Origin of the sequence: New Jersey aster yellows phytoplasma (genome assembly GCF_002554195.1) — a bacterium.
GTDB lineage: Bacteria > Bacillota_I > Bacilli_A > Acholeplasmatales > Acholeplasmataceae > Phytoplasma.
In genome coordinates, this window is sequence record NZ_MAPF01000054.1 from 1 (window position 1) to 24230 (window position 24230).

19 protein-coding genes and 2 pseudogenes are annotated in these 24230 nt (G+C 28.1%); 4 read left to right on the forward strand and 17 right to left on the reverse strand.

Annotated features, from left to right (window positions below; all coding sequences use genetic code 11):
* Positions 1–36: 36 nt before the first annotated feature.
* From BBA70_RS02195 to pepV, 5 genes are all read right to left on the reverse strand, one after another.
* Complete coding sequence (locus BBA70_RS02195) at positions 37–465, reverse strand: OsmC family protein (RefSeq protein ID WP_011412708.1); 429 nt, start codon at positions 463–465, stop codon at positions 37–39.
* Positions 466–564: 99 nt separating this feature from the next.
* On the reverse strand, positions 565–1374 hold the full coding sequence (locus BBA70_RS02200; RefSeq protein ID WP_011412709.1) for a lysophospholipid acyltransferase family protein: 810 nt from the start codon (positions 1372–1374) through the stop codon (positions 565–567).
* Positions 1368–1859: a dihydrofolate reductase gene (locus tag BBA70_RS02205; RefSeq protein ID WP_011412710.1), complete on the reverse strand. Its 492-nt coding sequence runs from the start codon at positions 1857–1859 to the stop codon at positions 1368–1370. Before BBA70_RS02205 ends, BBA70_RS02200 begins: the two co-directional genes overlap by 7 nt.
* Positions 1856–2722, reverse strand: a complete 867-nt coding sequence (locus BBA70_RS02210; RefSeq protein WP_011412711.1) for a thymidylate synthase — start codon at positions 2720–2722, stop codon at positions 1856–1858. Before BBA70_RS02210 ends, BBA70_RS02205 begins: the two co-directional genes overlap by 4 nt.
* Positions 2723–2765: 43 nt before the next feature.
* The gene (gene pepV / locus BBA70_RS02215; protein ID WP_252861580.1) at positions 2766–4142 is read right to left on the reverse strand and encodes a dipeptidase PepV; all 1377 of its coding nucleotides are present in this window, start codon (positions 4140–4142) and stop codon (positions 2766–2768) included.
* 869 nt (positions 4143–5011) lie between these two features.
* Between pepV and BBA70_RS02220 the strand changes: the two genes are divergently transcribed.
* Together BBA70_RS02220 and BBA70_RS02225 are read left to right on the forward strand one after the other, a co-directional pair.
* The gene (locus tag BBA70_RS02220; protein WP_252861581.1) at positions 5012–5701 is read left to right on the forward strand and encodes a hypothetical protein; all 690 of its coding nucleotides are present in this window, start codon (positions 5012–5014) and stop codon (positions 5699–5701) included.
* Between the two features lie 158 nt (positions 5702–5859).
* On the forward strand, positions 5860–6999 hold the full coding sequence (locus BBA70_RS02225) for a hypothetical protein (protein WP_252861582.1): 1140 nt from the start codon (positions 5860–5862) through the stop codon (positions 6997–6999).
* A gap of 58 nt (positions 7000–7057) precedes the next feature.
* On the opposite strand, the gene pyk is transcribed toward BBA70_RS02225, so the two are convergent.
* From pyk to BBA70_RS02260, 7 genes and pseudogenes are all read right to left on the reverse strand, one after another.
* The gene (pyk, locus tag BBA70_RS02230) at positions 7058–8398 is read right to left on the reverse strand and encodes a pyruvate kinase (RefSeq protein WP_011412715.1); all 1341 of its coding nucleotides are present in this window, start codon (positions 8396–8398) and stop codon (positions 7058–7060) included.
* 70 nt (positions 8399–8468) lie between these two features.
* A complete protein-coding gene (locus BBA70_RS02235) occupies positions 8469–9851 on the reverse strand; it encodes a 2-hydroxycarboxylate transporter family protein (protein ID WP_308495567.1) in 1383 nt (460 codons plus the stop codon).
* Positions 9852–10010: 159 nt separating this feature from the next.
* Positions 10011–11548: pseudogene (gene gpmI / locus BBA70_RS02240) on the reverse strand (2,3-bisphosphoglycerate-independent phosphoglycerate mutase).
* Between the two features lie 81 nt (positions 11549–11629).
* Positions 11630–12922 (reverse strand): phosphopyruvate hydratase, encoded by a 1293-nt coding sequence (gene eno / locus BBA70_RS02245; RefSeq protein WP_011412718.1) that lies wholly within the window; start codon positions 12920–12922, stop codon positions 11630–11632.
* Between the two features lie 168 nt (positions 12923–13090).
* Positions 13091–14371 carry a glucose-6-phosphate isomerase gene (locus tag BBA70_RS02250; RefSeq protein WP_011412719.1) on the reverse strand — a complete coding sequence of 427 codons (1281 nt, stop codon included), beginning with the start codon at positions 14369–14371 and terminating at the stop codon, positions 13091–13093.
* Positions 14372–14484: 113 nt separating this feature from the next.
* On the reverse strand, positions 14485–15993 hold the full coding sequence (locus BBA70_RS02255) for an MATE family efflux transporter (protein WP_011412720.1): 1509 nt from the start codon (positions 15991–15993) through the stop codon (positions 14485–14487).
* Between the two features lie 123 nt (positions 15994–16116).
* Entirely contained in the window at positions 16117–17103 is a 987-nt protein-coding gene (locus tag BBA70_RS02260; RefSeq protein WP_252861583.1) for an ATP-dependent 6-phosphofructokinase, read from the reverse strand.
* A gap of 909 nt (positions 17104–18012) precedes the next feature.
* On the opposite strand from BBA70_RS02260, the gene BBA70_RS02265 reads away from it, so the two are divergent.
* Together BBA70_RS02265 and BBA70_RS02270 are read left to right on the forward strand one after the other, a co-directional pair.
* Complete coding sequence (locus BBA70_RS02265; RefSeq protein WP_252861584.1) at positions 18013–18771, forward strand: hypothetical protein; 759 nt, start codon at positions 18013–18015, stop codon at positions 18769–18771.
* Positions 18772–18884: 113 nt separating this feature from the next.
* Positions 18885–19391 (forward strand): hypothetical protein, encoded by a 507-nt coding sequence (locus tag BBA70_RS02270; protein WP_252861585.1) that lies wholly within the window; start codon positions 18885–18887, stop codon positions 19389–19391.
* 324 nt (positions 19392–19715) lie between these two features.
* Here BBA70_RS02270 and topA read toward each other — a convergent pair whose 3' ends face one another.
* The 5 genes and pseudogenes from topA to efp form a co-directional block, all read right to left on the reverse strand.
* Positions 19716–21659, reverse strand: coding sequence for a type I DNA topoisomerase (gene topA / locus BBA70_RS02275; protein WP_011412723.1), 1944 nt, complete (start codon positions 21657–21659; stop codon positions 19716–19718).
* A 93-nt stretch (positions 21660–21752) separates the two neighbouring features.
* Positions 21753–22115, reverse strand: a complete 363-nt coding sequence (locus BBA70_RS02280) for a hypothetical protein (protein ID WP_252861586.1) — start codon at positions 22113–22115, stop codon at positions 21753–21755.
* A 36-nt stretch (positions 22116–22151) separates the two neighbouring features.
* A pseudogene (locus BBA70_RS02285) lies at positions 22152–22639 on the reverse strand (GTPase); the annotation flags it as partial.
* Between the two features lie 29 nt (positions 22640–22668).
* Entirely contained in the window at positions 22669–23433 is a 765-nt protein-coding gene (locus BBA70_RS02290) for a hypothetical protein (RefSeq protein ID WP_011412725.1), read from the reverse strand.
* Between the two features lie 218 nt (positions 23434–23651).
* Positions 23652–24221: an elongation factor P gene (gene efp / locus BBA70_RS02295; protein ID WP_011412726.1), complete on the reverse strand. Its 570-nt coding sequence runs from the start codon at positions 24219–24221 to the stop codon at positions 23652–23654.
* Between the last annotated feature and the right edge of the window lie 9 nt (positions 24222–24230).

Consider the following 24230-nt stretch of genomic DNA (forward strand, 5'->3'; position numbering starts at 1 on the left):
ATAAAAGGTGTTTTTTATTATATAAACTTGAAAATTTTATTCTGTAATCAATTCATTGTAATTTACAACTTTAACAGAAACATTTTCATCAGCGCTAATTAAACGAGAAATAGGGCATCGTTTATGAGTTGCATTTGCAATTATTTCAGTTTGTTCCAACGTCATATCTTGGATTCCTAAAATAGCAGTAGGTTTGAAATAAAAACCTTTATCATCTTTTTGCATTTCTAAAGTTACTTTTACTTTTAAATCTTTATTTGTGTAATCTTGTTCTGCTAAAATCTTTTTGGAAGTTTTATAAAAACAAATTGCCCAACAAAGACAAAATAAATCAACAGGCCCTGATTGTTTGTTGCTTGGTTCTAAAGCTGAAACTAGTTTTTTAGTGATTCCTTCTTTTTCTTCAAAAAAACATAAATCATCTAAATGGGGATTAAAATAAGCAATTGTTTTAAAAATAATCATATTATAAACCTTTCTTTATTAAAAAAATATTTCTTTTTTATGCATTTCTTTAAGCATCTATTTTATTATAACACCAAAATAAGTTAAAATATAATTATTTTAATTAAAACTAGAGTTAATAATATTTTGCACATCAATAGCTAATTGATGCATATTTGTATTGCAATAATTATCGTATTTTAAAGGAGGGTGAATAATTATTTCCACTACTTTTTTTTGCCAAAAGCGCTTATTTTTGATTTGACTGGCTCCTTTGATAGTTAAAGGCAAAATGGAAGCTTGACTTTTGCAAGCAATTTTGAAAGCCCCTCCTAAAAGTGGCATTGCTTGTTCATTATTTCTATCTTTAATACCTCCCTCAGGAAAAACTACCATCACCATACCATTTTTAACTTTGGGAACTGCATTTATTAAATTTTGGGCAGTTTTTCTGATTTCATCCCTTGAAATTACCATACAATCCAAAGACAAAAAAGCTAATTTTAAAAACCATGCAGTTCCAAAAAAACAATTAAAATTTTGTTTGGGAGAAAACGACAAAGTTCTCGGAATAACACTTGCAATAACAAAAGGATCAGTGTACGACTTGTGATTGGCATAAATAACAACGTTTTCTTTTGAAGGAATCAAATGGGGATTTTGAACTACTACTTTAATTCTTAAAAAACGGTTAACAAAACGCGACAAATTAAGAGAAACAAACCCTTTAAAATAATGGTTAGGAGGTAAAAAGGTCATCAAAACGAGACAAAAAACCAAAATTATAAACGTTATAAAAAAAGACAACAACAAACCAAAAATTAAATTAACTGGCAGTTTGTAGCAAAAAGAAAAATCAACTGGCATAGTTTTGGGAATTTGAAAAAAAACAAATGTAAACCAAATGGCAAAAAAAATAAAAGTCAACATTTGGGCGTATCTAATTTCTTTTGATAAATGGCAAAAATTAATTGTGGATGAATTTCTTTTTGGATTAATTGGTATTGTGATAAATCAATTTTGGGGAAAAAAACGTTTCCTTGATGTCTTTGTAAAATGTGTGTGATGTATAAAGTTGTTACCCAAGGTAAGGTTTGTTGATAGATTTTTCCTCCACCAATAATAAAAATTTCTTGGGCAACATCACTTTCCAAAAAAGATTGCAAATCAGAAACTACAGTAAAATTAGGCAATTCTAAATCATGCTTTAAAGAAGCTACATAAGTGTTTTTAAAATTAAAAGGCTTGTTTTTGAAATAACTTTTTAAAGATTTATAAGTTTCATACCCCATTAAAACATTTTTATTGAGGGTAATTTTTTTAAAATATTGTAAATCTTGGGGATAATGCCAAGGTAATTTGTTGTATTTGCCAATCAAATAATTGCCATCAAAGGCAGTAATTAAATTAATCATACAGCAATATCACCTTTCAAAATGCCATCACATTGATAATTTTTTAAAATAAAATCAATAAATTTAAAATCATCAATATTTTTAATGTCAGGATTTAAAATCATTTGAGGTAGTTTTTTAGGGGTTCTTTGAATTTGGGTCTGAACTTGTGTTATGTGATTGGAATAAATGTGGGCATCTCCTAAAGTGTGGATAAATTCGTAAGGTTGTAAGTTAGTTACTTGTGCTACCATCATAAGCAATAAAGAATAAGAAGCAATATTAAAAGGTATTCCCAAAAAAACATCTCCACTACGTTGATATAGTTGCAAGGAGAGTTTGCCTTGGTGAACGTAGAATTGAATTAAGACATGACAAGGCGGCAATGCCATTTGATTTAATAAGGAGGGATTCCAAGAATTAAGAATCAAACGCCTCGAATTGGGATTGGCTTTGATTTCAGAAATTAAAAATTTAATTTGATCAACGCCATTAAAATCGCGCCATTGTTTACCATAAACAGGACCTAAATTACCGTGTTTGGTGGCAAAAAGGGGATCATTTTTGATTTTTTTCACAAATTCTTTCAATGTTTCATTTTGAAAAAAATCTGATTGTTGATATTTTTGATAAGGCCATTCATTCCAAATATTAACATTATTTTGTACCAAATAAAAAATATTAGTATCCCCTTTTAAAAACCATAAAAGTTCGTGGATAATTGATCTAAGATTCATTTTTTTAGTAGTTAACAAAGGAAAACCTTCTTCAAGATTAAAACGCATTTGGTAACCAAAAACACTTTTGGTACCTGTATTAGTGCGGTCTTTTCTGAAACTGCCTTTTTGAAAAATAAAACGACATAAATCTAAATAAGTATTCATAATTTAAAACTCCTTGTTTTTTAATTGAACAAATGTTTGTTGTTTACAGGGACAAAAGATATAAAGCTTCTGTGTAAATGGCAGTTAAAGCAATTAATTGGTCAATTGAAATAGATTCATTTTTTTGATGAATTAAGGAAACTTCATCGACAAAAGTGGGTCCAAAAGGTACTAAATTAGGAGCACATTTAGCAAAAGAACCACCACCAACACACATAGGTTTGGAAAATAAATCATTAGTGTGTTTTTGATAAACTTTCAATAACGTTTGCATCAATTCACTTTTAGGATCAATATACATAATGGGATGATGAAGAGTAGTTTTGAGGCAAAAATGTTGATTATTGGCTGCTTTTCCTAATTGAAAAAGGATTTTTTCAAATGTAATTCCTTTAGGATATCTTAAATTAAGAGTGAAGAAGGTTTGATTATTTTCTAATTTTAAAACTCCAGAAAAACAAACTAAATTATAAGTTTCTTCATCAAAGTGATTAATGCCTAATTTTTTTCCATCCAGACTATCTAACAAATATTGGTCAAAAAAATCAACCAAATTATTTTTAATTCCCAATGATTTAAGGACTTTCATCAAATCATAAAGGGCATTTTCCCCTGTTTCAGGAGTCGAACCATGAGCAGAAATGCCATGCACTTCGATTTTTAACAAATCTCCTTGGGTTTCTAATGTGGCTTTGATATTTGTAGTTTGAACAAAATTATGGAATAAATCTAGGTAATTAGGATCAAATTTTAGAACTGCTTGTGCCAAATCAGGAACTACATTAGAGGCTTGTCCGCTTTGAATGCTTACAATTCTATTATCTAAAACTTCACCTTCAAAAGTCAAATCCCCAATTCCTTTTTCGCAATAAATAGCAGGAAAATGGCTGTCCGGAACAAAACCAGATACAGGTAATTCAGGAATTTGTTTAAAATAGTGTTTCATACAACGAAATCCAGTTTCTTCATCGACACGCAAAATTAATTTAATTCTTTTGGAAAGCGGTAAATTTAGTTCGTGCAATATTTTCAAAGCCCAGAAAGCTGCCATTGTAGGACCTTTATCGTCTTGTGTTCCTCTGCCATAAAGTGTGCCATCAACAATTAAAGCCTCATAAGGCGGATAGTACCAGCCGGTTCCTGCAGGAACAACATCCAAATGACCAATCATACCAACCCATTCTTTTTGGTCTCCGTATTCAATATGACCAGCGTATCCTTCCAAATTAAGGGTTTTAAAGCCGCTTTGGGATCCCAAATCAAGCATAAAATTAAGGGCTTGTTGGTTGCCTTTTCCAAAAGGAGCGCCTGTTCTATTAGGGTCAAAAGTAGTAAGTTCGGTGTTAATTTTTAATAATGTTTGCAAAGCCTCAATTAAGGCGTCTTTTCTTTTTAAAACCTCTTTTTTAAAATCAATCATTTTATAACCTCTTTTTTATTATTTTATTTTTTTGGTAATTTTGTTAATTTTAATTTTTTGTTCGTTTTTTGTGTTGTTTTTTTGTTTGTATATTTTATTGGAGGCACTTGCAAAATATAAAAACCAAAAATGTAAGCATAGATAAAGACATTTTTTATTAATAATTCTTTCATAACATCAATAATTTATCCACATAATAATCATATTTTTGCACGAAAATAAGGGAAAAAGGCATAAAGCAGAAAAACAAAAAATATTAATTCTACATTTATTTTTATATTTTATCTACACCCTAATACTTAAATTTTAACATTATTTTTAGCATTTAAAAAAAAGAAAAATATTTTTTTATAAAAAAAAAGTGTTTCTTTTTCGTTTTGATTAAGTTATAATATTAGTGGATTTTAAAGGAATTCAAGAAATTTTAAAAAACCGCTAGTAATAAATTCGTTTAAAATTCTTTAGTTCATCTTAAAATTTTTGCATTTTACAAATTTGTGTATTTTGCAAAGATTAAGATATTAGAAAGAAAAATATAAAATCATTGAAAAATATTTACCAAAAACAACCTTGTTTAAAACAAAGGTTTATTTATTGTTTAAGTGCATTATTACTTTTGATCTTATTTGTAATAAGTTTTAATTGCACTTTAAAGCTATTACAACAGAACCAATAGATATCAATACTATTGAAAAACATATAGGATCTTTTGAAAATACACCAAATGAAAAAAAATAATTGAAAAATTTGCAAAAAATTACAAAAATAAAAGTGGTATTTCTATTGGAGAAGATTTAGAAGTTATTTCGATAATCAATAACAAAGCAATTATCAAAGCACAAGAAAATTCTAAAAAAATTAAAGGTCAAGTGGAAGTTATTTTTAATGTCAAAGAAGACCTAAATGATTTAATTAAAAATAAAGCTTTAGGGGAAATAGAATTAAGTAAAATGCACAGTGAGGCATTAGTTTCTAATGAGGATTTATTAAATGCAATCAAAGATAAAAATGATGGTTTAATAATTACAAAAGAAGATATTGATTTCCCTAAAAAAGATCGCGTAAAAGGTGTTATAACCATTCAAGCATTGGAAAAATCTCCTAAATATAAAGGAAAAGCTAAATTAAGTTATCAAATTAAAAAAATAAATAAAGAAGAGTTCATTGAAGAAATTAAAAAAAGTTATAATATTCCAATTGATTCATCCATAACAAAAAGTCAATTAGATGAAACAATTGAAAATGTAATTGCAGAAGAAATAGGAAGCCCAGATTCAACTAAAGAATTAGTTGTAAAAAGAGTTAAAGAAGCAGTAACGCTTTTATTAAGTGATAGCAATACTTTATCTGAAAAAATAACAACTTCTATGTCAAATGAAGAAGAGTTGCCAAATAACTCACAAACAATATTAACTCCTAAAATAACAAACGAAAAAACAGATAATAACGAAAATAAAAATTATGGATTTTATATTGTTATTGCTTCCATTATATTCATTTCAATCACTTTTTTAAGTTTGCTTTTTGTTATTTTTAAAAAAAGAAATATTCAATCATAATTAAAAAATATCAAAGAGGTTTATAACCTCTTTTTTATTTTATATTTATAAAAATATAAAAAATAAAATAGAAATGTTGGAAAAAAAGATAAGTGAAAATACCATCTTTTAAAAAAAACATAATTATTGCAATAATAATCTTTTCTATACTTTTAATAATGTTTGGTTGGTTAGGATGGCAAAATAACTTTTTTGCTTTAGAAGCTTCACAAAATTCTAATAAAAATACTTCTTTATCCTCCAAAAATTTTAATTATAATGATTTACAAGTTTTACCAAAAAAACAAAATGAAAAAATTGAAGAACAAGTTCCAGAAGCCAAAGAAAACAATTTAGATAATCCCAATCAAAAATCCCCAAAAACATTGTATCCACAAATAAAAGAAATTGAAGAAATAAAAGAACCACACAAATACAGACCAAAATCAACTCCCAAACCAAACCAAAACAACAGATCACAAACTATCAAAAAAAATCCTCATTTACAAAAAGCCAAAAATAAAAGAAAAATGATGCAAAAAAAACTAGTTTACCAAAATCAAAAAATTATAGATTTAAAAGAAAAAATCTTAATTTTGGAAAATGAAAAAAACAAACCCAAGGAACTAGAAAAACAATTTAGTGAACAAATTAAACCTCAATTAGAATCTCAAATCCAAGGAATGAATATTTATAATGTATATTTAGGAAAAAAAAGCGATAAAGATATGGCGTTAGGATGGTTACGAAAAAACTTTTCTAATCAACATTATCAAATTAACTTTTCTTATGGTTTGTATAATTCTCAAATTATCCAATCCACAGTTTTTTTTGATTCTCGCATCAAAGAACCACCACCCAAAAACCTTTTATTAGTTTATTTTGATGGAGGCACAAGAGATAAAGCTAATAATTGCTATTCTTTGGAGGCATTAAAAACTTTAGGTAATGGCGCTCAAAATATGTATATTCTTTGGCAAGATGAAAACCCTTTTAATGACAAAAACTTTATTCAAAACAACTTTTGCACTGACCTTATTTATGAAAAAGGCTCTTTTTTAGGTGGACCTTCTTATTTGAATGTCAAACATATTTCTTTAAAAAAAATTAATACTAATGAAATTATTGCCACTTTTCCTGTTGAATGTCAAATTGAAGTACCTTGTTCACTTGATGGACTAAATTTAGAGTTAAAATTTCCTTTTTATAATTACAAAACAGAAGGTTTGTTTTCGAATACTCATATCAAAAGTCTTAGAAAAATTAATGTATATTCTAAACACACAGGACAATCAAAAACACTTTATTACAAAATTTAAAAAAACCAGTAGATTGTAAATTCAATCTACTGTTTTTTAATATTTATTTAATTTGTTATTATTTAAAATAAATCTTCCCATCTTTAATAACAATACAATTACTAATTTGCTTTTGGGTAAGTTCTTCCAATTTGGTTTGTAATTTATTTTCAGAAACAAAAGGAAAAACACCAAAATTTAATAATAAACGACGAGCTTCTTGTTCAGTTTTAACTAAAGCCAAAACAGGGACGGATGGATGAAATTTAGAAACATTATAAGCATCTTCTAAATCATAAACAACAATTGCTTTAACAAAAGTGCGAAAAGCCAATTCAACAGCACTTAATAAAAGATTTTCTTTGAAGTTTTTAGGTTGATATACTTGTGATAAAGCTTGATAATTAACTACTTTTTCAGCTTGATAGTTAATTTTTTTCATATAAGTTACAGCTTCTACAGGATATTCACCTGAAGCACTTTCGCCTGATAACATAGTAAAGGTTGTACCTTCTTTAACTGCATTAAAAACATCAGAAGTTTCGGCTTTGGTTGGGCGTGGGTTTCTTTGCATGGATTCTAACATTTGAGTAGCTACTACAACTGGTTTACCGTATTCTAAACATTTATTAATAATACGCGTTTGGTAAAGCGGTACTAATTCACCATCAACTTCTATTCCTAAATCACCTCTTGCAACCATAATGCCGTCTGATTCTTGAATGATTTCTTCTAAATTATCAACACCTTCTTGATTTTCTATTTTAGAAATAATTTGGATGTTTGAATTTCCTTGTTCTTGTAAAATTTTTCTAATATCTTGGACATCTTGAGACTTTCTAACAAATGAAGCAGCAATATAATCAAAATCTTGTTGGGCAGCAAAAACAATATCTTGATAATCTTTAGGAGAAATAAAGTCCATTTCTAAATTAACTTTAGGAACATTTACACCTCTGCGAGATTTGATGGAGTGAGTATTTTTGGCTTTAGTAACTAATTGTTGTTTGGATTCATCTTTGCCTACAACTTCCAAAGATAAATATCCATCATCAATATTAATCATATCGCCAACTTTTAATTCATTGTATAAATTAGTATAACTAACTGAAAAAAGTTTAGCATTACCTAAAACTTCTGTCATAGATATTCTTACTTCAGAATCTTTTTGAATTGTTACTAAACCATCCAATTTGTGAGTTCTAATTTCAGGCCCTTTGGTATCTAACATAAGTCCTGTATGTTTGTCTAATTTATCGCTAATAGTTTTAATAGTTTTCATTAAAAGTTTAGTTTGTTCGTATTGAGCGTGAGAAAAATTAAATCTTGCTACATTCAAACCTGTTTGAATTAAAGCTTGTAAAATGTTTTTTTCATAAGAAGCAGGTCCTAAGGTACAAATTATTTTAGTTTTGTTCATGAATAGCTACATCCTTTTTTGGTTTTAAAAATATATAAAAATAATTGTCAAAATTAGTTAAATTAAAACATTATGACATATAAAAAAACTTAAATAAGAAATAAGCCAAAGTATAAATAATAGGTCCAATAATTCTAGTAGCAATCATAATGAAAGGTAATAAATTGTCTCTTTTACTTATTGACATTATTCCTAAATGTCCGGTTCCTCCTACACTTAAAGCACCTAAACCAGCTGTAAGAGATGTTTCAAAAGGATAAAAACCAAAAGCTTTAGAAAGAACAAAGGATATTAAAACAACTACCAATAAAGCAGTTAAAACCATAGTTAAAACAGGTATTTGTTTTATTCCTCCCATTAATTGTTGCCATTTAACTGTCATCCCTAAACCTGCTAAAATAGGAGTAGTGAAATTTTTAGATATTACTTGTCCTGCTTGAGAAATATGACTTTGATTTTCTTGTGATAATAAATTAAAAATTCTAATCAAAATTAAGAAAAGAATAAAATAAACTAACGATTCTAAATAAGCCCATAATAATTTATTTAAAAGACCACTTAAACTAAATAATACAAAAATCATTGTTAAACCCATGCCGATATTTTTATATTCTAAAGGAATTTTTTTCTCTGTTGGTTTGGGTGTAAGTTTATTATTTTTATATTCTAATTTTCCTTTGCCACTAAATTTAGTTTTATCAAAAACAACATACATTAAGCCAGCAAATAAAATACTTAAACATCTAGCCATAATTAAAGGCACTATAATTGCTGTTCTAATAGTTTTTTGATCTAATTGAGGAAAAGCTTCTTTATAAATGCCATTTGCAAAACCATTAATACCTAAATTGGTTCCCCCATTTGTTAACGGAACAGCTACATAAAAAATAGAGTCTAAAAACGAACCTTGAGTGCTAAATCCTTCTGGTTTTTGATAATTAAATAAATACCCCACAAAACCAACATTTAAAATAGCTATTAAACAAATGATTAATGTTAAAGGAAGAAACTTAGAAAGTGATCTTTTTAATAAATTTCTATCAACACTTAAAATACTTCCAGCAATAACACAAGTTATAAAAAAGTTAGCAAAATCAGATCCTAAATGATTATTTGGTGTTTTGGTACTGAAAAAATTTTCATTACATTTATCTGCTAAATCTTTCGGTATCCACCCTCTATAAACCAAATAAGAAGGAACAAAAATACAAAGCAAAAATCCTAATCCTATTTTATTTAAATAAGGGACACTATCACCAATAAAGTTAAGCCCGTATCCTAAGATAAAAATAATAAATAAAGGGGTTAAAAGAGGGTGATATAATTTTTTTATTCCCCATTCTTTAACTGCAAAAAGATGTAAAGCATAAACAACTACAAAAAAAGAAACATTAAAGGGTGAAAACCAAAAATCTTTATTTGCTTGTCTTTTTTCATTATAAATTACTCCGATTCTTCACAAAAAATAAAATAACTAATAAATTCATAAATATGATGTAATATAAATAATTAATTTTATAAATGATTGATAAATTATTTTTTGTGATTTTTTTATTTTCAAAATTATTACCTAAATAATTAATTATGCATTCTTAAATAATAAAGTTAACAATCAAACTAGTTTTTTAATTAAACTATTTCCTGTCATTTCTTGAGGTTTTTTAATTTCCAATAAATCTAGCATTGTGGGCGCAACATCACATAAAGACCCTGGTTTTAAGACAACATTTTTATCTGTAACAATGAAAGGAACTAAATTAGTAGTATGAGCTGTGTGTGGATTCCCTTGGTTATCTTTCATTTTTTCGGCATTTCCATGATCTGCTACAATACAAGCTTTGCCTTTAACTGCAAAAATAGCGTTTAGAACTTCTTTAAGACAACTGTCTACTGTTTGAACCGCTTTAATAGTAGCATCTAAAAAACCAGTATGTCCTACCATATCAGGATTTGCAAAATTAAGAATTAAAGTATCGTATTTACGAGAAAAAATAGCAGTTTTAGCAGCGTTGGTAATTTCTAAAGCACTCATTTCGGGTTTAAGATCATAAGTTTTTACTTTGGGAGAAGGAATTAAGATTCTATCTGCATTTTTTAATTGTAGTTCCTTGCCACCATCAAAGAAAAAAGTTACATGAGGATATTTTTCAGTTTCCGAAATTCTTAGTTGGTGCATTCCTAAATTGGCAATTACTTCACCATAAATATTTTTTAAAGTTTTTTTTCAAAAGCAACTACACTTTTAACTTGAACGTTGTATTGAGTCATTGTTACCAAAAAAAGATTATTTACTAATTTATTACCGCAAAAATTGGTTTTGCCCTCAGAACAAAAAGCATTAGTGGCACAAGGATTAGATAGAGCAGTTGCAAGACGCATAGCGCGGTCAGGACGAAAATTAACAAAAATAACTGCATCATTATCATCAATTAAACCATTTGGATCAGTAATGAAAGGAGTAATAAATTCATCTGTAATTCCTTGATTATAAAAATTTTGCATAGTTTTTTCTAATGACAAGGTAATAACAGGGGCTTGTTTGGATGTAAGCATATTATAGACTAAATTGATGCGGTCCCAATTATTATCACGGTCAAGAGCATAATATCTACCAGCAACAGAAGCAATATTAAAGCCGTAATCAAGAAGGTTTTTAATGTAATTAATGCCTGAATGAGTGCCTGTGTCTCTTCCATCAGTAAAAGCGTGTAAAAAGGTGTTGTTTGCTAAGTTATTTTCTTTTAATAAATCAAATAAAGCTTTAAAATGATCTAAATGAGAATGAATTCCTCCATCAGAGATAAGCCCTAAAAGATGAATTTTACTGTTATTTTTTTTAACATGTTCGATGGCTTGGAGAAATTGTTTGTTAGTAAAAAAAGTTTTATCACGAATAGCTTTATTAATTTGAGTAAGTGATTGATAAACAACTCTTCCTGCTCCTAAATTAAGGTGTCCTACTTCACTATTTCCCATTTGACCCTGGGGAAGGCCCACTTCTTCACCTGAGGCTTTAAGAGTGGTGTTGGGAAAGTTTTTTAAAAGATAATCTAGATAGGGAGTTTTTGCCAAATGAAAAGCGTTATTTTCTTTTTGGTCGGTTAAGCCTAAGCCATCTAAAATAATTAATCCTACAAATTTTTTAGTCATATTCCCAAACTCCTTACATCAAAAGACCATCTTAAACGATGGTCTTGTCAACAATAATGTTATTTTGTTTTTAGTTGGGATTTATTTTTTCAAATTATAAAAAGTTTTTAATCCTAAAAAGGGAGCTTCTACTAATTGGTCTTCAATTCTTAATAATTGATTGTATTTTGCAATACGATCAGTACGCGAACAAGAACCAGTTTTAATTTGACCCGAATTAGTAGCAACAGCTAAATCAGCAATAGTTGTGTCTTCAGTTTCGCCACTACGGTGAGAAATAACAGCGGTGTAAGAAGCTTTTTTTGCCATTTCAATTGTTTCTAGGGTTTCTGTTAGAGTTCCTATTTGATTTAATTTAATTAAAATAGAGTTTCCTATTTTGTTTTCAATTCCTTTAGCTAATTTTTGGGTGTTAGTAACAAATAGGTCGTCTCCTACTAATTGAATTTGGTTACCTAATTTTTGGGTTAAGTATTTCCATCCATCCCAATCATTTTCATCAAGTCCGTCTTCGATTGAAATAATTGGATATTTAGCAACTAAAGTTTCGTAATAATGAACTAATTCTTTGCTACTAAAAGATTTATTATTTTCAGATGCAAGAACGTATTTTTGAATTTTTTTATCATAAAACTCGGAAGCTGCAACGTCCATTCCTAAAAAAATATCTTTTCCTGGCTCGTATCCTGCACTTTTGATAGCTTCCAAAATGATTTGTAAGGCTTCTTCGTTAGAATTAAGGTCAGGTGCATATCCACCTTCGTCTCCTACTGTAGTTGGAAGCCCTTTTTGTTTTAAGATTTTTCCTAAATGGTGAAAAACTTCAGCCCCGTAACGTAAAGCTTCTTTAAAAGATGGTGCTCCAATTGGTAAAATCATAAACTCTTGAAAATCAACACTGTTAGAAGCGTGAGCTCCGCCGTTGATAACATTCATCATAGGAACTGGCATTTGTTTAGGCCAAACGCCTCCTACATATTGATAAAACTCAAGATTTAAGTAGTTAGCTGCAGCTTTAGCACAAGCCAAAGAAACACCTAAAATAGCGTTAGCACCTAAATTAGATTTGTTGGGAGTTCCGTCAACTTTAATTAATAATTTATCAATTAAAGTTTGTTCTAAGACAGAATAACCTTCTAATTCTGGTTGAATAACTTCAGTAACGTTTTTAACAGCTTGCAAAACACCTTTACCTAAAAATCTTTTGGCATCACAGTCTCTTAGTTCAACTGATTCGTGTTGTCCGGTAGAAGCTCCTGAAGGAACAATAGCTTTTCCAAACGCTCCTGATTCTGTATAAACTTCCACTTCTACTGTAGGGTTTCCTCTTGAATCTAGCACTTCGCGTGCTAAAATGCTTTCAATATATGGCATAATTAATACTCCTTTTTTAAATTAGTTTTTAATTATAAAATGAAAAATAAAATAAATTTTGTTTGTGGGACAAATATTTAAATTTACTAACCATAAATATTATAATGGTTTTTTGCTAAAAAATGTATTTTAATGTGTAATAAATGAATATTTTTGTAATAATTGCAATTATGGTTTTAATAAAGCAAACATTTTTTGTTTGTATATTTCTACTCCGTGTTGATTAAAAGGGTTAATTCCTAACAACAAACCTGACATTGCACAAGCTTTTTGGAAAAAATACGCTAAATATCCAAAATGATAGGCATCCAAAGTAGGAATGACAATTTCTAAATTAGGAACTTTTCCTTCAATGTGGGCTTGTCTAGTGGCTTGAAGAATTTTTTGATTAATTTGAGAATAAGTTTTTCCAGCTACATAATTAAGATTGTCAAGTTCATTTAGAATATGAGGAACAACACAATCATCTTTTATTGATGAAACATTTAAAACTGTTTCAAAAAGCATTTTGGTGCCTTCTTGGATAAATTGCCCTAAGGAATGCAGATCAGTAGAATTATTGGTGGCTCCTACAAAAAGCCCTTTTTCTTCTTTGCCCTCAGATTCAGCAAATAATTGTTTCCACCATTCAGAAAAAGAAAGGAGATTTGGTTCGTAACTTACCAATATTTCCATTTTTTTGTTTTGTTGGGTATGGAATAAATACCTTGCTAAAGCGTACTTATAGGCTTGATTTTGCAAAAGGTCTTCTTGAAAAGTATCGTGATAAGATTGCAAAGCACCTTTCATCATTGAGGCAACATCTAAATTAGCAAAAACAAAAGGAAGGATGCCTACGCTTGTAAAAACACTAAATCTTCCGCCCACAGAATCAGGAATAACAAATGTTTGATAACCTTCTTTAAGAGCTAAATTTAACAAAACGCCTTTTTGGCTGTCGGTAGTTACAAAAATACGATTTTTGGCAAGTTGTTTGCCATATTTTTCTTCTATTTCTTTTTTCAAGATTCTAAAAGCAAGTGCTGGTTCCAAAGTGGTGCCTGATTTTGAAATAACATTAATTGCCCAATTTTTGTTTTTAAGAAAATGGAGCAAATTAGTTAAGTAATTGCCTGATACTTGATGACCTGCAAAAAGAATTTCTGGCTTAGTTTTTTTAAAGGGTGTTTGCAAAAATTCAATTCCTGCTTTAGCTCCTAAATAAGAACCTCCAATTCCAATTACTACTAAAACATCTAAATTGGGGTGGAAATTTTTTAGTTGTTTCATTTTTTCAATTTCTTTAAAATCAAAATGTAAAGGTAGTTCTAACCAACCCAAATATTTTTCTTTTAGTTGTTTGTCTTGATGTAATTTTTGGTGTATGGACTTAATTTGAGGGGCATAAGTTTGGGTATGTTTGCGCCAATCTAAAAAATTATAAATCCCTTCAAGGTTTAATTTCAACATTGTGTAATTTTACTCCTTTTATTTTTTTATTTGGTGCTTTATTCTATTTTTATTAAATATTTTATTCTCATTTTATTTAAATATTTTAACATTTTTTAATATTGTATTAGTTTTTAATTAATAGTTTTGGTTTGTAAAGCATTATTTTTATTTTTCTTAAAACGTGGGATTTGGTTGGTTTTGTTTTGGCGCAAAAAAGAGTAAAATAAATAAGTGGTTGTAAAAAAGACAATAATATTGCTTCCAAAAGTACTTAAACCACATTGAGTAGCATCAGAAATTGAAACATCTAAATTTAATTGGGGTAATATATCATGCAAAAACCATAAAATAGTTATCCTTAAAACAACTCTTAAAAGATTAATTACAAAAATAAGATTAGCATTTTTTTTATAAGATACGACATAACCCATCATTAAAGAAGTCCATACAGAAAAAAACAAAGAAGTTTGTTCCCAATTGAGGATTTCTTTAAAGGATGTTATTTCTTTTTTGGTAAAATCTTTTTCGGGTTTTAAGACGCGCAATAATTGTTCACCACAAAATTGATTTATAAATACTCCAATAATTCCTATAATAAAAGTAATTACAACAATATTTTTAAAGATTTTAAAAGTTTTGCTATTACTTTGAAAAGTAACACTTTGAGATACTATAGCAGATTGACTATCTTCAAAAGAATTAGAAATAGCATAAAAAATACCATTAACCGCCATAACAAATCCAAAAATATCTACTAAGTTTTCTTGAGCTTTGGTAAAATAATTGTCCATCATATCAAGAATAATGAGTTTTCCAATTTCATAAGTAGATTTGGCAATAATTAATGTTCCTGCTAATTTAAGGATAGTTTTTACTGTGCGTTTAGAAAAGACTAGGTTTTTTAATTGCAACTTAAAAATATTTTTAGAACTAAACATACAATAAAAAGTTACCAAAGTAAGTAATAAATTAGCAATTAAATCAGATAGGGCTAAATCAATTAAATTAACTTGGTTTTGTTTGATTGCTTTAAAAGCAAAAGAAATACTAATTCTTGTAATGATAAGGCAAATATTAAGGATTAAAACAAATCTAGTTTTTTCCTTGGCGCGTTCCAATCCAATAAAAACTGCATTGATAGTAATAGCTACAAAAGTAATTAAAATAAGATAATAATATGTAAGTCCGTTTTGGCTACGATAACTTTTATTTAAAAATATATCTCCAAATGGAGCTGGCAAAAGGACACCTAAACCCAAAACCAATAAAAAGAATAAGGAAGAAATAATTGCCAATAAAAAAGCTAGGGTAGCATATTGTTTGGCTTTGGTAAAATTCTTTTTTTTATATTCTCTAGCTACTAAAATAACACCCGCTCCACCCAAAGCTATAGCAACACTTTGCAAAATTTTTTTAATTTGTGCCATATAAGAAATGGTTTTATCTAAATTGGTGCTGGAATTGGGTTCGTTTCCGATAATATAAAAATCAATAGATACAGATAATTGTTGAAATAACAAATAAATAGCAATGGGAAAAGTAAGAATAATTAAATTGATCCAAATAGGTCTTTTAAATGATTTAGGGGTTTGGTTGGTGGGTTTGGAAAAGTGTGGCACATGATTTTTTTCAGCAGACATAAATATACTCCGTTTTATTTTTTTAGTATTTATATCAAAATCAATTGTGATTTATTTGGGGTTTCGAATTTGGAAGTACAAAAGTTAATTTTGATAAATAAAATATTTTATTCTACAATCATTTTACAACAATTTAGATACCACATTAAATAATTCATTTTTTTCATAAGTTTTTTCAAAAAGATCACCAAAAGTAGTGTAATGCAAATTAAGTCCACAAGTGCCAACAGCACAATTAAAAATGTTTTTTTGCAATAAAGAAACGGCATAACTTCCCATTCTAAAAGCAAGTAATAAGTCTTCTGCAGTTGGTTTACCACCTCTTTGAATGTGTCCTAAAACTTGGGCTCTAGTTTCAAAACCACTGTAATTTTCTACCTCTTTGGCTAAACTTAAAACATCAAAAATGTGTTCAGTGACAACTACAATAGCATGTCTTTTGTTTGCTTGGCGCAAATCTTTAATTTTTTGGCAAATAGTTTGTTGGGATAAAAGATTTTCGCGAGTAACAATAACGTCTACTCCTGCAGCAAGCCCACCAAATAAAGCCAAATCTCCTTTGTTGCGACCCATAACTTCAATAATACTGCATCGTTTGTGAGAAACAGAAGTATCGCGCAATTTTTCGATGGCATCTACAATATTATTGAGGGCAGTGCTAAATCCAATAGTAAAATCAGTGGTGTAAATATCATTGTCAATAGTTGCTGGCAGTCCTACGCATTTGATGCCAAGTTCGTTCAATTTGGATGCTCCTTTATAAGAGCCATCACCACCAATTACAACTAATTTATCAATTCCTAAAGTTTTTAAATTTTTTGCACATTGTTTGCGCACATCTAAATTATTTTGAAAATCTAAAAAACGCGCAGTTCCCAAAAAAGTACCTGATACGTTAAGAACGCGAGGAAATGTTTGAGGATTTAGGAGTTCAATTTGGTTATTAAAAAGCCCTAAATAACCATCTTTCACGCCGAAAACTTCAAATCCTTGTTTTGAACTTTCAAAAACTAAAGCACGAATAGCTGCATTCATTCCAGGAGCATCGCCACCTGAAGTTAACACAGCAATTTTTTTGTTTTCTTTTGTTTTTTGGTTTTTATTTTTCATTTTAAAATTAAGTCTCCTTTATTTTTTTAAATATTGTTTTATCATTTTTTTGGTAATTGTTTTTTAACAAAACCGCGTACGCGAGTTAAAATGAAAATAAATGAAATAAATAGGTTGTTAAATGTTAATAAGTAAAAAAATAGTATACTTGAAAAATTTCCAAAGTGTTTTAAAAAATAATAAAATATAATATGATTGGTTTGGTTTGGTTTTAAAATGGCTTTCTTTTATCTTTATCCAAAATATAAATTATTATTTTAAGTAAATTTTTGGGCATTTCAAAAACTAACTAATATTTTTTTATGAAAAAAACTTTTTATGCTAGTCTTAGGATTTTTTGATTTATTAACAGCTACATTTAAATTGTATACGAATTAATCAAATATTGCAATTAAAACGTATTATTTTTATGCTTTTTGTAAAAATTTTGTGATATTTGGGTCTTTTTCGAAAAATAAAACTAAAATATTGCAAAAAATATTTATTGTCTAAAAAAGTTTGCAAAAAATAATGAAGTTGATTTTTGGAATAATTTTATTAGCTTTTTGGGTTGGGGTTTCATTTTTTTAGTTGTTTTTTATCTTTAGGAGTAGCAAAAATATTAACACTTATTTTTTTATATGTTATACTTAAAGAGTAGTTAAGAAAACAATTTGCAGTTATTTTAGATTTAATAAGTATTTTTTTGTTATGTTTTTTCATTAAAGATGCTTGATAAAAGAAAACAAAAAAATTTAAACTAAATAATCCTAAAAATTTTTTTGAAAATCTTTAAAAATCCTTAAATAACTGCCATTTGTTTTTTAAATTTATACTTTTTTTGCACAATAAATGCAATAAAAAATAAATATAATAATTTATCAATTTATTTCAATTAATTTTAAATCAAAAGGAAGGTTTTTTAAATAAATGACGAAAAACAAATTAATTAATAAAAAAGATAAAATAAGTAGGTTTGTTTTGGAGGGAAACTTATTAAAAGCTTTATGGATTATTTCTTTTCCTATTGTTGTTTTTAATGTTTTTAAAGCTTGTTTCGGTAGTGTTGATACTTTTTTTGCAGCTGGTCTACCAGAAGGAGTTCAAAGCTACATTCAATTTTCCAAATCTGCTCAAAGCATTGTAGAAGCAGTAGGGGTTTGTTTAGGGATTACAGGAGTTGCATTAATTTCACGCGAAGTGGGCAAAAACAAAAATATCAAATCTTTAAAAGCTCGTAAAATAGCATCTAGCGTTTTTGTTTTATTATTCGTAGTAAGTTTGATTGTAGCTTGTGTTATGATTGGTTTCTCAAGTCCTATTTGTGGTCTTTTTTTAAAAGAAAAATTAATTAACGGAGTGTCAATGCCAATCACAACAGAGGAAAAAAACCTTTGCATTAACGCTTTTAGATTACAAATGTTGGGAACTATTTTAGCCGCTATTAATGTTTTCTTTTTAGGAACTGAAAGAATTTTGGGAAAACTTAAAAAAATTTTGGTTCTAAACTGTATTATGATGGGTTTAAAAATTGGATTAAGCACTTTATGTTTTGGCATTAAAGGAATTGGTTTAGAAGCATTGTGTCCCAACGTTTTGGGGTTGCAAACAGCTTCATGTCTTGCTTATTTATCTATTACAATGGTTGCTTTTTTCACTCTTTTTAACAAAAAAATCCTTTATTTTTAAGTTTAGGTGATTTTTCTTTTAAAACTTTTTTACAAGACAAAAAATTACTTAAAACTATTTTGAAATTAAGTATTACTTTAACATTAGGAAAATTTATTTATGAAGGCGGAAGAATGTTTACCTTATTTATGGTAGATAGCACATATGATAAACCATTTTTAGCTGGAACGCCTTTCGAATTTAAAGGTTTGGGCGGCTTAGGTGCAATTGGAGTTGCTGATAGCATCATTACTTTATTTGCTCAAATATCTTTTTCGTTAAAAGAAGGGCAATTAATGATTGTTTCTGAAAACTTAGGAAACAAAAATAACAAAAGAGCGATTAAAACTTTAATTCTTACCTCATTGTGTTGTTTTTTAGTATTTGCAGTTATGTATTTAATTTGTGCTCCTAAAGAATATTGGGGACTTGGTTTTGGTGATGATTTATGCTTATTTTTTAAAAATTTAGGTAAAGCAGAAAAAGACCAAATGACATTAAATATGTTGCATGAAAAAAACCCAGGATTTAAATCTTTTTTGTTAGGTGCTCTTTTAACAACTGGTCTATTAACTACACAATTAGAAGTTTTTTCTACTTTTTTAATTGCAGCTAAACAACCTAAATATGATTTATTTTAAGTTTTGGTCGTGTTTTTCTTTTTAGAATACCTGCCCTTTATTTCTTTAGAAATGTTTGGCTTGGAAATGAAGAAAAAACAAGCATTAAAATAAATAATGCATATGGATTTGCCAATTTCAGTGCTAATTGCATTATGTTGATGTTTATGGTTTTTGTATGTGTTCGTTTTGTGTATAAATTAAAAAAAGAAAAGAAACCAAAAAATTTCAAATAAATTCATAAATCAAAAAAGACTATCAATTGATAGTCTTTTTTTGTTATATAAATGACTTGAAAATATTGCAAATAGTAAAATAAATTTTTATTTTTTAATGAAAAAAACTTTAATTTTTTTGAATTTTAACAATATTTTTGCATTCAGGAAAACGACTGCAACCTAAAAAATTACCATAGCGTCCTTTTTTAATGAGCAAAGGGGCGTTGCATAAATTACATTTTTGATCGGTTTTCATATCGGGATTTGTTTCCAAAGAGCTTGTTTTTTCTTTTAAAGAAACAATATTTTTGCATTCAGGAAAACGACTGCAACCTAAAAAATTACCATAGCGTCCTTTTTTAATGAGCAAAGGGGCGTTGCATAAATTACATTTTTGATCGGTTTCGATATCTTTTGTTTTTTCTAATTTTTGATCGGCTATTTGATAAAGTTGCTTAAAAGCATCATAAAATTCTTGCAATAATTCTTTTTTATTGACTAATCCTGAAGAGATTTTATCTAAATTTTCTTCCATTTTGGCAGTATATTTGACATCAATAATTTGTTTAAAAAACAATTCTAGGTTTTTAGTGGTCAAAATTCCTTGTTCTGTAGGAACAAAACGTTTTTCTACTAAATCAACATAGATTCTTTTTTTGAGAGTAAAAATGATTTGAGAATAAGTAGAAGGTCTTCCGATATTTAGTTTTTCTAAAGTTTTAATCAAAGTGGCTTCAGAAAAGCGTGATGGAGGATTAGTAAATTTTTGTAAATTTTGGATTTCTTGAGGCAAGTAAGTTTCATTTGATTTAAAAGAAGGAATAATTTTATCTTTGTCACCATCTTGCAAAAGTTTTTGATAGCCATCAAAAGTTTTTATCAAACTTTCAGTTAAAAAAAGATGGTTTGCAACTTCAAAAAAAACTTGAGTTTTTTGAAATATAGCAGGCGTCATTAAAGAAGCCAAAGTTCTTTGATAAATAAGTTTATAAAGTTTATTTTCGTATTTATCAAGATGAGGGGCTAAACTTTCGGGCGTTTTAGATAAATCAGTAGGTCTTATAGCTTCATGAGCATCTTGCGACTGGGGTGTTTTAGAATTTTTGTAAGTACCTAAATATTCTTCACCATATTGCTTTTTAATTAATTTTTGAGCATCTTTAACAAAAATGTCTGCAAGTCTTTGCGAATCTGTTCTCATATAAGTAATTAACCCTTTAGATTCGCCTAAAATATCAACTCCTTCATAAAGTTTTTGAGCAACTCTCATAACTTGATTAGAAGTCATATTTAGACTTTTAATGGCTTCTTGTTGAAGTGTAGATGTAATAAAGGGCGGTTTAGGGAATTTTTTGGTTTCTTGTTGTTTTAATTCTTTAACTAAAAAAGATTTGTCTTTGATTTGTTGGACAATTGTAAAAGCTTCTTGGGCTTTGATTTTTCCTTTGTAAGGATTTTGGTATTCCGCTTGAAAATCTTTAAAAAAAGCAGTAATAATATAGTATTCTTCAGGGACAAAAGCTTTTATTTTTTCTTCTAAATCAACAATTAATTTAAGGGCAACTGATTGCACCCTTCCTGCTGATTGCGATTTAAGTCTTCTTACCAAACGCGACAGTTTAAAACCAATGATGCGATCTAACATTCTACGAGTTTCTTGTGAAAAAACTAATAGTTCATTAATTTTGCGAGGTTGTTGCAAAGCTTTTAAGACTGCTTCTTTGGTAATTTCTCGAAAAACAATTCTATTGGTTTTTTGGGAATCTAAATTAAGAATTTGTGATAAATGCCAAGCAATTGCTTCTCCCTCGCGGTCAGGATCGGTTGCTAATAGAACCTCTTTGCCTTTAGTTTTTTGGATAAGAGTTTCTACAATGTTATCTTTTTCTTTAATAATGCTGTATTTAGGAATAAAGCCTTTTTCGATGTCAATTCCCATTCTGTCTTTGCCTTTTAGCGACAAATCTCTAATATGACCTTTGGAAGATAAAATTAAAAAATCATCATTTAAAAAACGGCTTAAAGTTTTGGTTTTAGTAGGAGATTCTACTATAATAACTTTTGATTTCATTTTTTGGGCTCCCTCTCAATAATAAAGATATGTTTGGTTTGGTAATTAATTGTTTTTCGTTTCTATTTTTTGGTTTGGTAGTTTGTTGGTTTTTTATAAAAGTTTTTCAAAGAGGGATAAAACATCTAAGTCAAAATTTAATTTTCCTAAGTTACCTTGCCTTATTTCTTGCAATAACATTTGATAAACTCTAGATTGATCAACTTTTTGATTTTTATTACAAATATTTCTTTTTTGTCCGATAATATCAACTAAATTAGTGTTTGATAAGTCATTTTGGTTTAAATTGAAGCGTTTTTGTAAATTGCTGCCATAATGTTTTGTAAGATAGCAAAGTGCGTGAATGCCTAATTTTTCTAAAGGAAAAATGGAATCTTTAAAACAGCCTGCAAGCGCTAATGCCAAACTTATGCGAGGATCAGAAAAATTGTGCCATAAAACTCCTGGAGTATCCAAAAACTGGATATTGGGTTTAGCAATATCAATCCATTGAATGCGTTTGGTAGTGCCTGCTAAATTAGCTGTTTTTAAAACTTTTTTTGTGCAAAGCTGTTAATTAAAGTTGATTTCCCAACATTGGGAGTTCCTACAATCATAGCTTTAATGTTAGGAGTTTGGGTTGCTATTCTTCTAGATTTAAAAAGGGAGTTCTTGGCTTTGATTGTTGTTAAAGCTTTTTGATATATTTCTTGAATTTTAGGGGATTTAATAGCATCAATTGTTAAAACAGGAATTTGTTTTTTGTTATAATTAGCGATAAAATTATTGATTTTGCAAGGATCAGTTAAAGAAAATTTATTTAGCAAAATAAGGATTGGTTTTTGGCGTTGGTTAATTAAAGAAAAAATTTGAGAATTGAGACTTGACAGAGGAATTCTTGCATCCAAAATTACTAAAACAATATCAACCAAAGATAAATTATTTTTAATTTGGTCAAAAGTTTTTTTCATATGACCAGGAAACCAATTAAATGTTTTCATTGTTAAACCTATTTCTTTTGTTAAGTAAATTACTCTTTTGCACTTTGATCTGAGTTTAATTTATAAATAGTATCAAAAACTTTTTGTAGATCTTTTTCAAGGTCTTCTTCAGTTTCAAAAATCTTTTTACTGTAAATTTTATAAACTTCTTCGCCTGTAATTGCAATCAAAGAAACTCCTATTTGATGATAAATTAGTTCTAAGGGTTTGTCAAAAATTATTTTTTTAAACCAATGAAAAGGATTTAAAAAATTTCTGATATTATTAAAAGTATTAGTTACTTTGGCAACTTTTTGATACTTTTGAATCATGTTTTTTTTAACAACCATTTCTCTAATTACAAAGATTCTTTTTAAAGTCATTTTGCGAAACATTCTCAAAATTTTGTTTTGGAATACTTTGTCAACTCTTTGATTTATGTAAAACATCAAAATAAGACTTTCATCAATGGTAAGTTCCAAATAGGGATATTTGGAGCTGGGATAAAATTGGCTTGAGATTTCTAAAATTAATTCTCGGATAGAAGTTATCAAAAAAATCCCAAAATTTCCTTTATCCTTTTTAATTTTAACTTTGAAATCTTTTTTCTTAGCTTCAATTAATTTAATTATTTCTTGTTGACTAACATCTGTTTTTTCTAGTCTATGAGCTGATAAAGTTTTTTTCACACTACGCAAAGAAAGAAGACAATAAGTAAAAGAGCTTAAAATAACACCAGAAAGAATGCCAATAAAGAAAGTGTTAAAAAAAGCAAATTGTTTTGTTATGTTGAAAAATTTTTCCCAAAAAGACACACTATCATTATCCTTTTTTCATTTTTTTTATAATTTTTATAAATGGATTCAAACATAAAACACTATATAAAGGCAAAATGTAGAAGGCATGAACTACCTATAATTATATAACAAACAAAGAAATTAAAAAACATAATTTATAAAAAATATAAGAAAAGGGTTCAAATGTTGTTGATAAAACAAAAAAGCAGTTTAAAAATGCAAAAAAATAAGGTTTTTTATTTATTGTTGTCTCTTGATAAATAAAGTCCTGTTTCAGTATTGATAATAATTTTTTCTCCAATATTGATAAAAAGAGGAACTTTAATTACTAAACCTGTTTCTAAAGTGGCATCTTTTAAAGAATTAGTTTTGGTATCTCCTTTGGCTCCAGGTTCGGTGTAAGCTACTTTAATAGAAATTTTTTCAGGTAAACTGATGCCTACAATTTCATCATTTTCATAAAAAATAATATCTACTAAAAGTCCTTCATAAAGATATTTAAGAAAATCTTTTAATTGATATTTGTTAATTTCTAATTGTTCGTAATTTTGAGTATTCATAAAGATATAATTATCTTCCAAAACATAAATCAATTGCATCTTAATTTTAGTAATTAAGGCAGGTTGCACTTTGATACCGGCGTTAAAAGTGTAGTCAATGACACTACCTGTTCTTAGGTTTCTTAATTTGGTTCTTACAAATGCAGAACCTTTACCAGGTTTAACATGTAAAAATTCTAGAATTTGATAAATTTGGTTGTTGAATTTAATAGTTTTTCCAGTTTTAAAATCGTTTGTATTAATCATATTTCTAAT

Bases quoted from the DNA above. Each gene is read 5' to 3' on its own strand.
- topA (WP_011412723.1), bottom strand. From the start codon at position 21,659: ATGAAATCAAAAGTTATTATAGTAGAATCTCCTACTAAAACCAAAACT.
- BBA70_RS02270 (WP_252861585.1), top strand. From the start codon at position 18,885: ATGTTTACCTTATTTATGGTAGATAGCACATATGATAAACCATTTTTA.
- BBA70_RS02260 (WP_252861583.1), bottom strand. From the start codon at position 17,103: ATGAAAAATAAAAACCAAAAAACAAAAGAAAACAAAAAAATTGCTGTG.
- BBA70_RS02210 (WP_011412711.1), bottom strand. From the start codon at position 2,722: ATGAATACTTATTTAGATTTATGTCGTTTTATTTTTCAAAAAGGCAGT.
- BBA70_RS02265 (WP_252861584.1), top strand. From the start codon at position 18,013: ATGACGAAAAACAAATTAATTAATAAAAAAGATAAAATAAGTAGGTTT.
- pepV (WP_252861580.1), bottom strand. From the start codon at position 4,142: ATGATTGATTTTAAAAAAGAGGTTTTAAAAAGAAAAGACGCCTTAATT.
- BBA70_RS02255 (WP_011412720.1), bottom strand. From the start codon at position 15,993: ATGTCTGCTGAAAAAAATCATGTGCCACACTTTTCCAAACCCACCAAC.
- eno (WP_011412718.1), bottom strand. From the start codon at position 12,922: ATGCCATATATTGAAAGCATTTTAGCACGCGAAGTGCTAGATTCAAGA.
- BBA70_RS02200 (WP_011412709.1), bottom strand. From the start codon at position 1,374: ATGTTGACTTTTATTTTTTTTGCCATTTGGTTTACATTTGTTTTTTTT.
- pyk (WP_011412715.1), bottom strand. From the start codon at position 8,398: ATGAACAAAACTAAAATAATTTGTACCTTAGGACCTGCTTCTTATGAA.
- BBA70_RS02225 (WP_252861582.1), top strand. From the start codon at position 5,860: ATGTTTGGTTGGTTAGGATGGCAAAATAACTTTTTTGCTTTAGAAGCT.
- BBA70_RS02250 (WP_011412719.1), bottom strand. From the start codon at position 14,371: ATGTTGAAATTAAACCTTGAAGGGATTTATAATTTTTTAGATTGGCGC.
- efp (WP_011412726.1), bottom strand. From the start codon at position 24,221: ATGATTAATACAAACGATTTTAAAACTGGAAAAACTATTAAATTCAAC.
- BBA70_RS02195 (WP_011412708.1), bottom strand. From the start codon at position 465: ATGATTATTTTTAAAACAATTGCTTATTTTAATCCCCATTTAGATGAT.
- BBA70_RS02205 (WP_011412710.1), bottom strand. From the start codon at position 1,859: ATGATTAATTTAATTACTGCCTTTGATGGCAATTATTTGATTGGCAAA.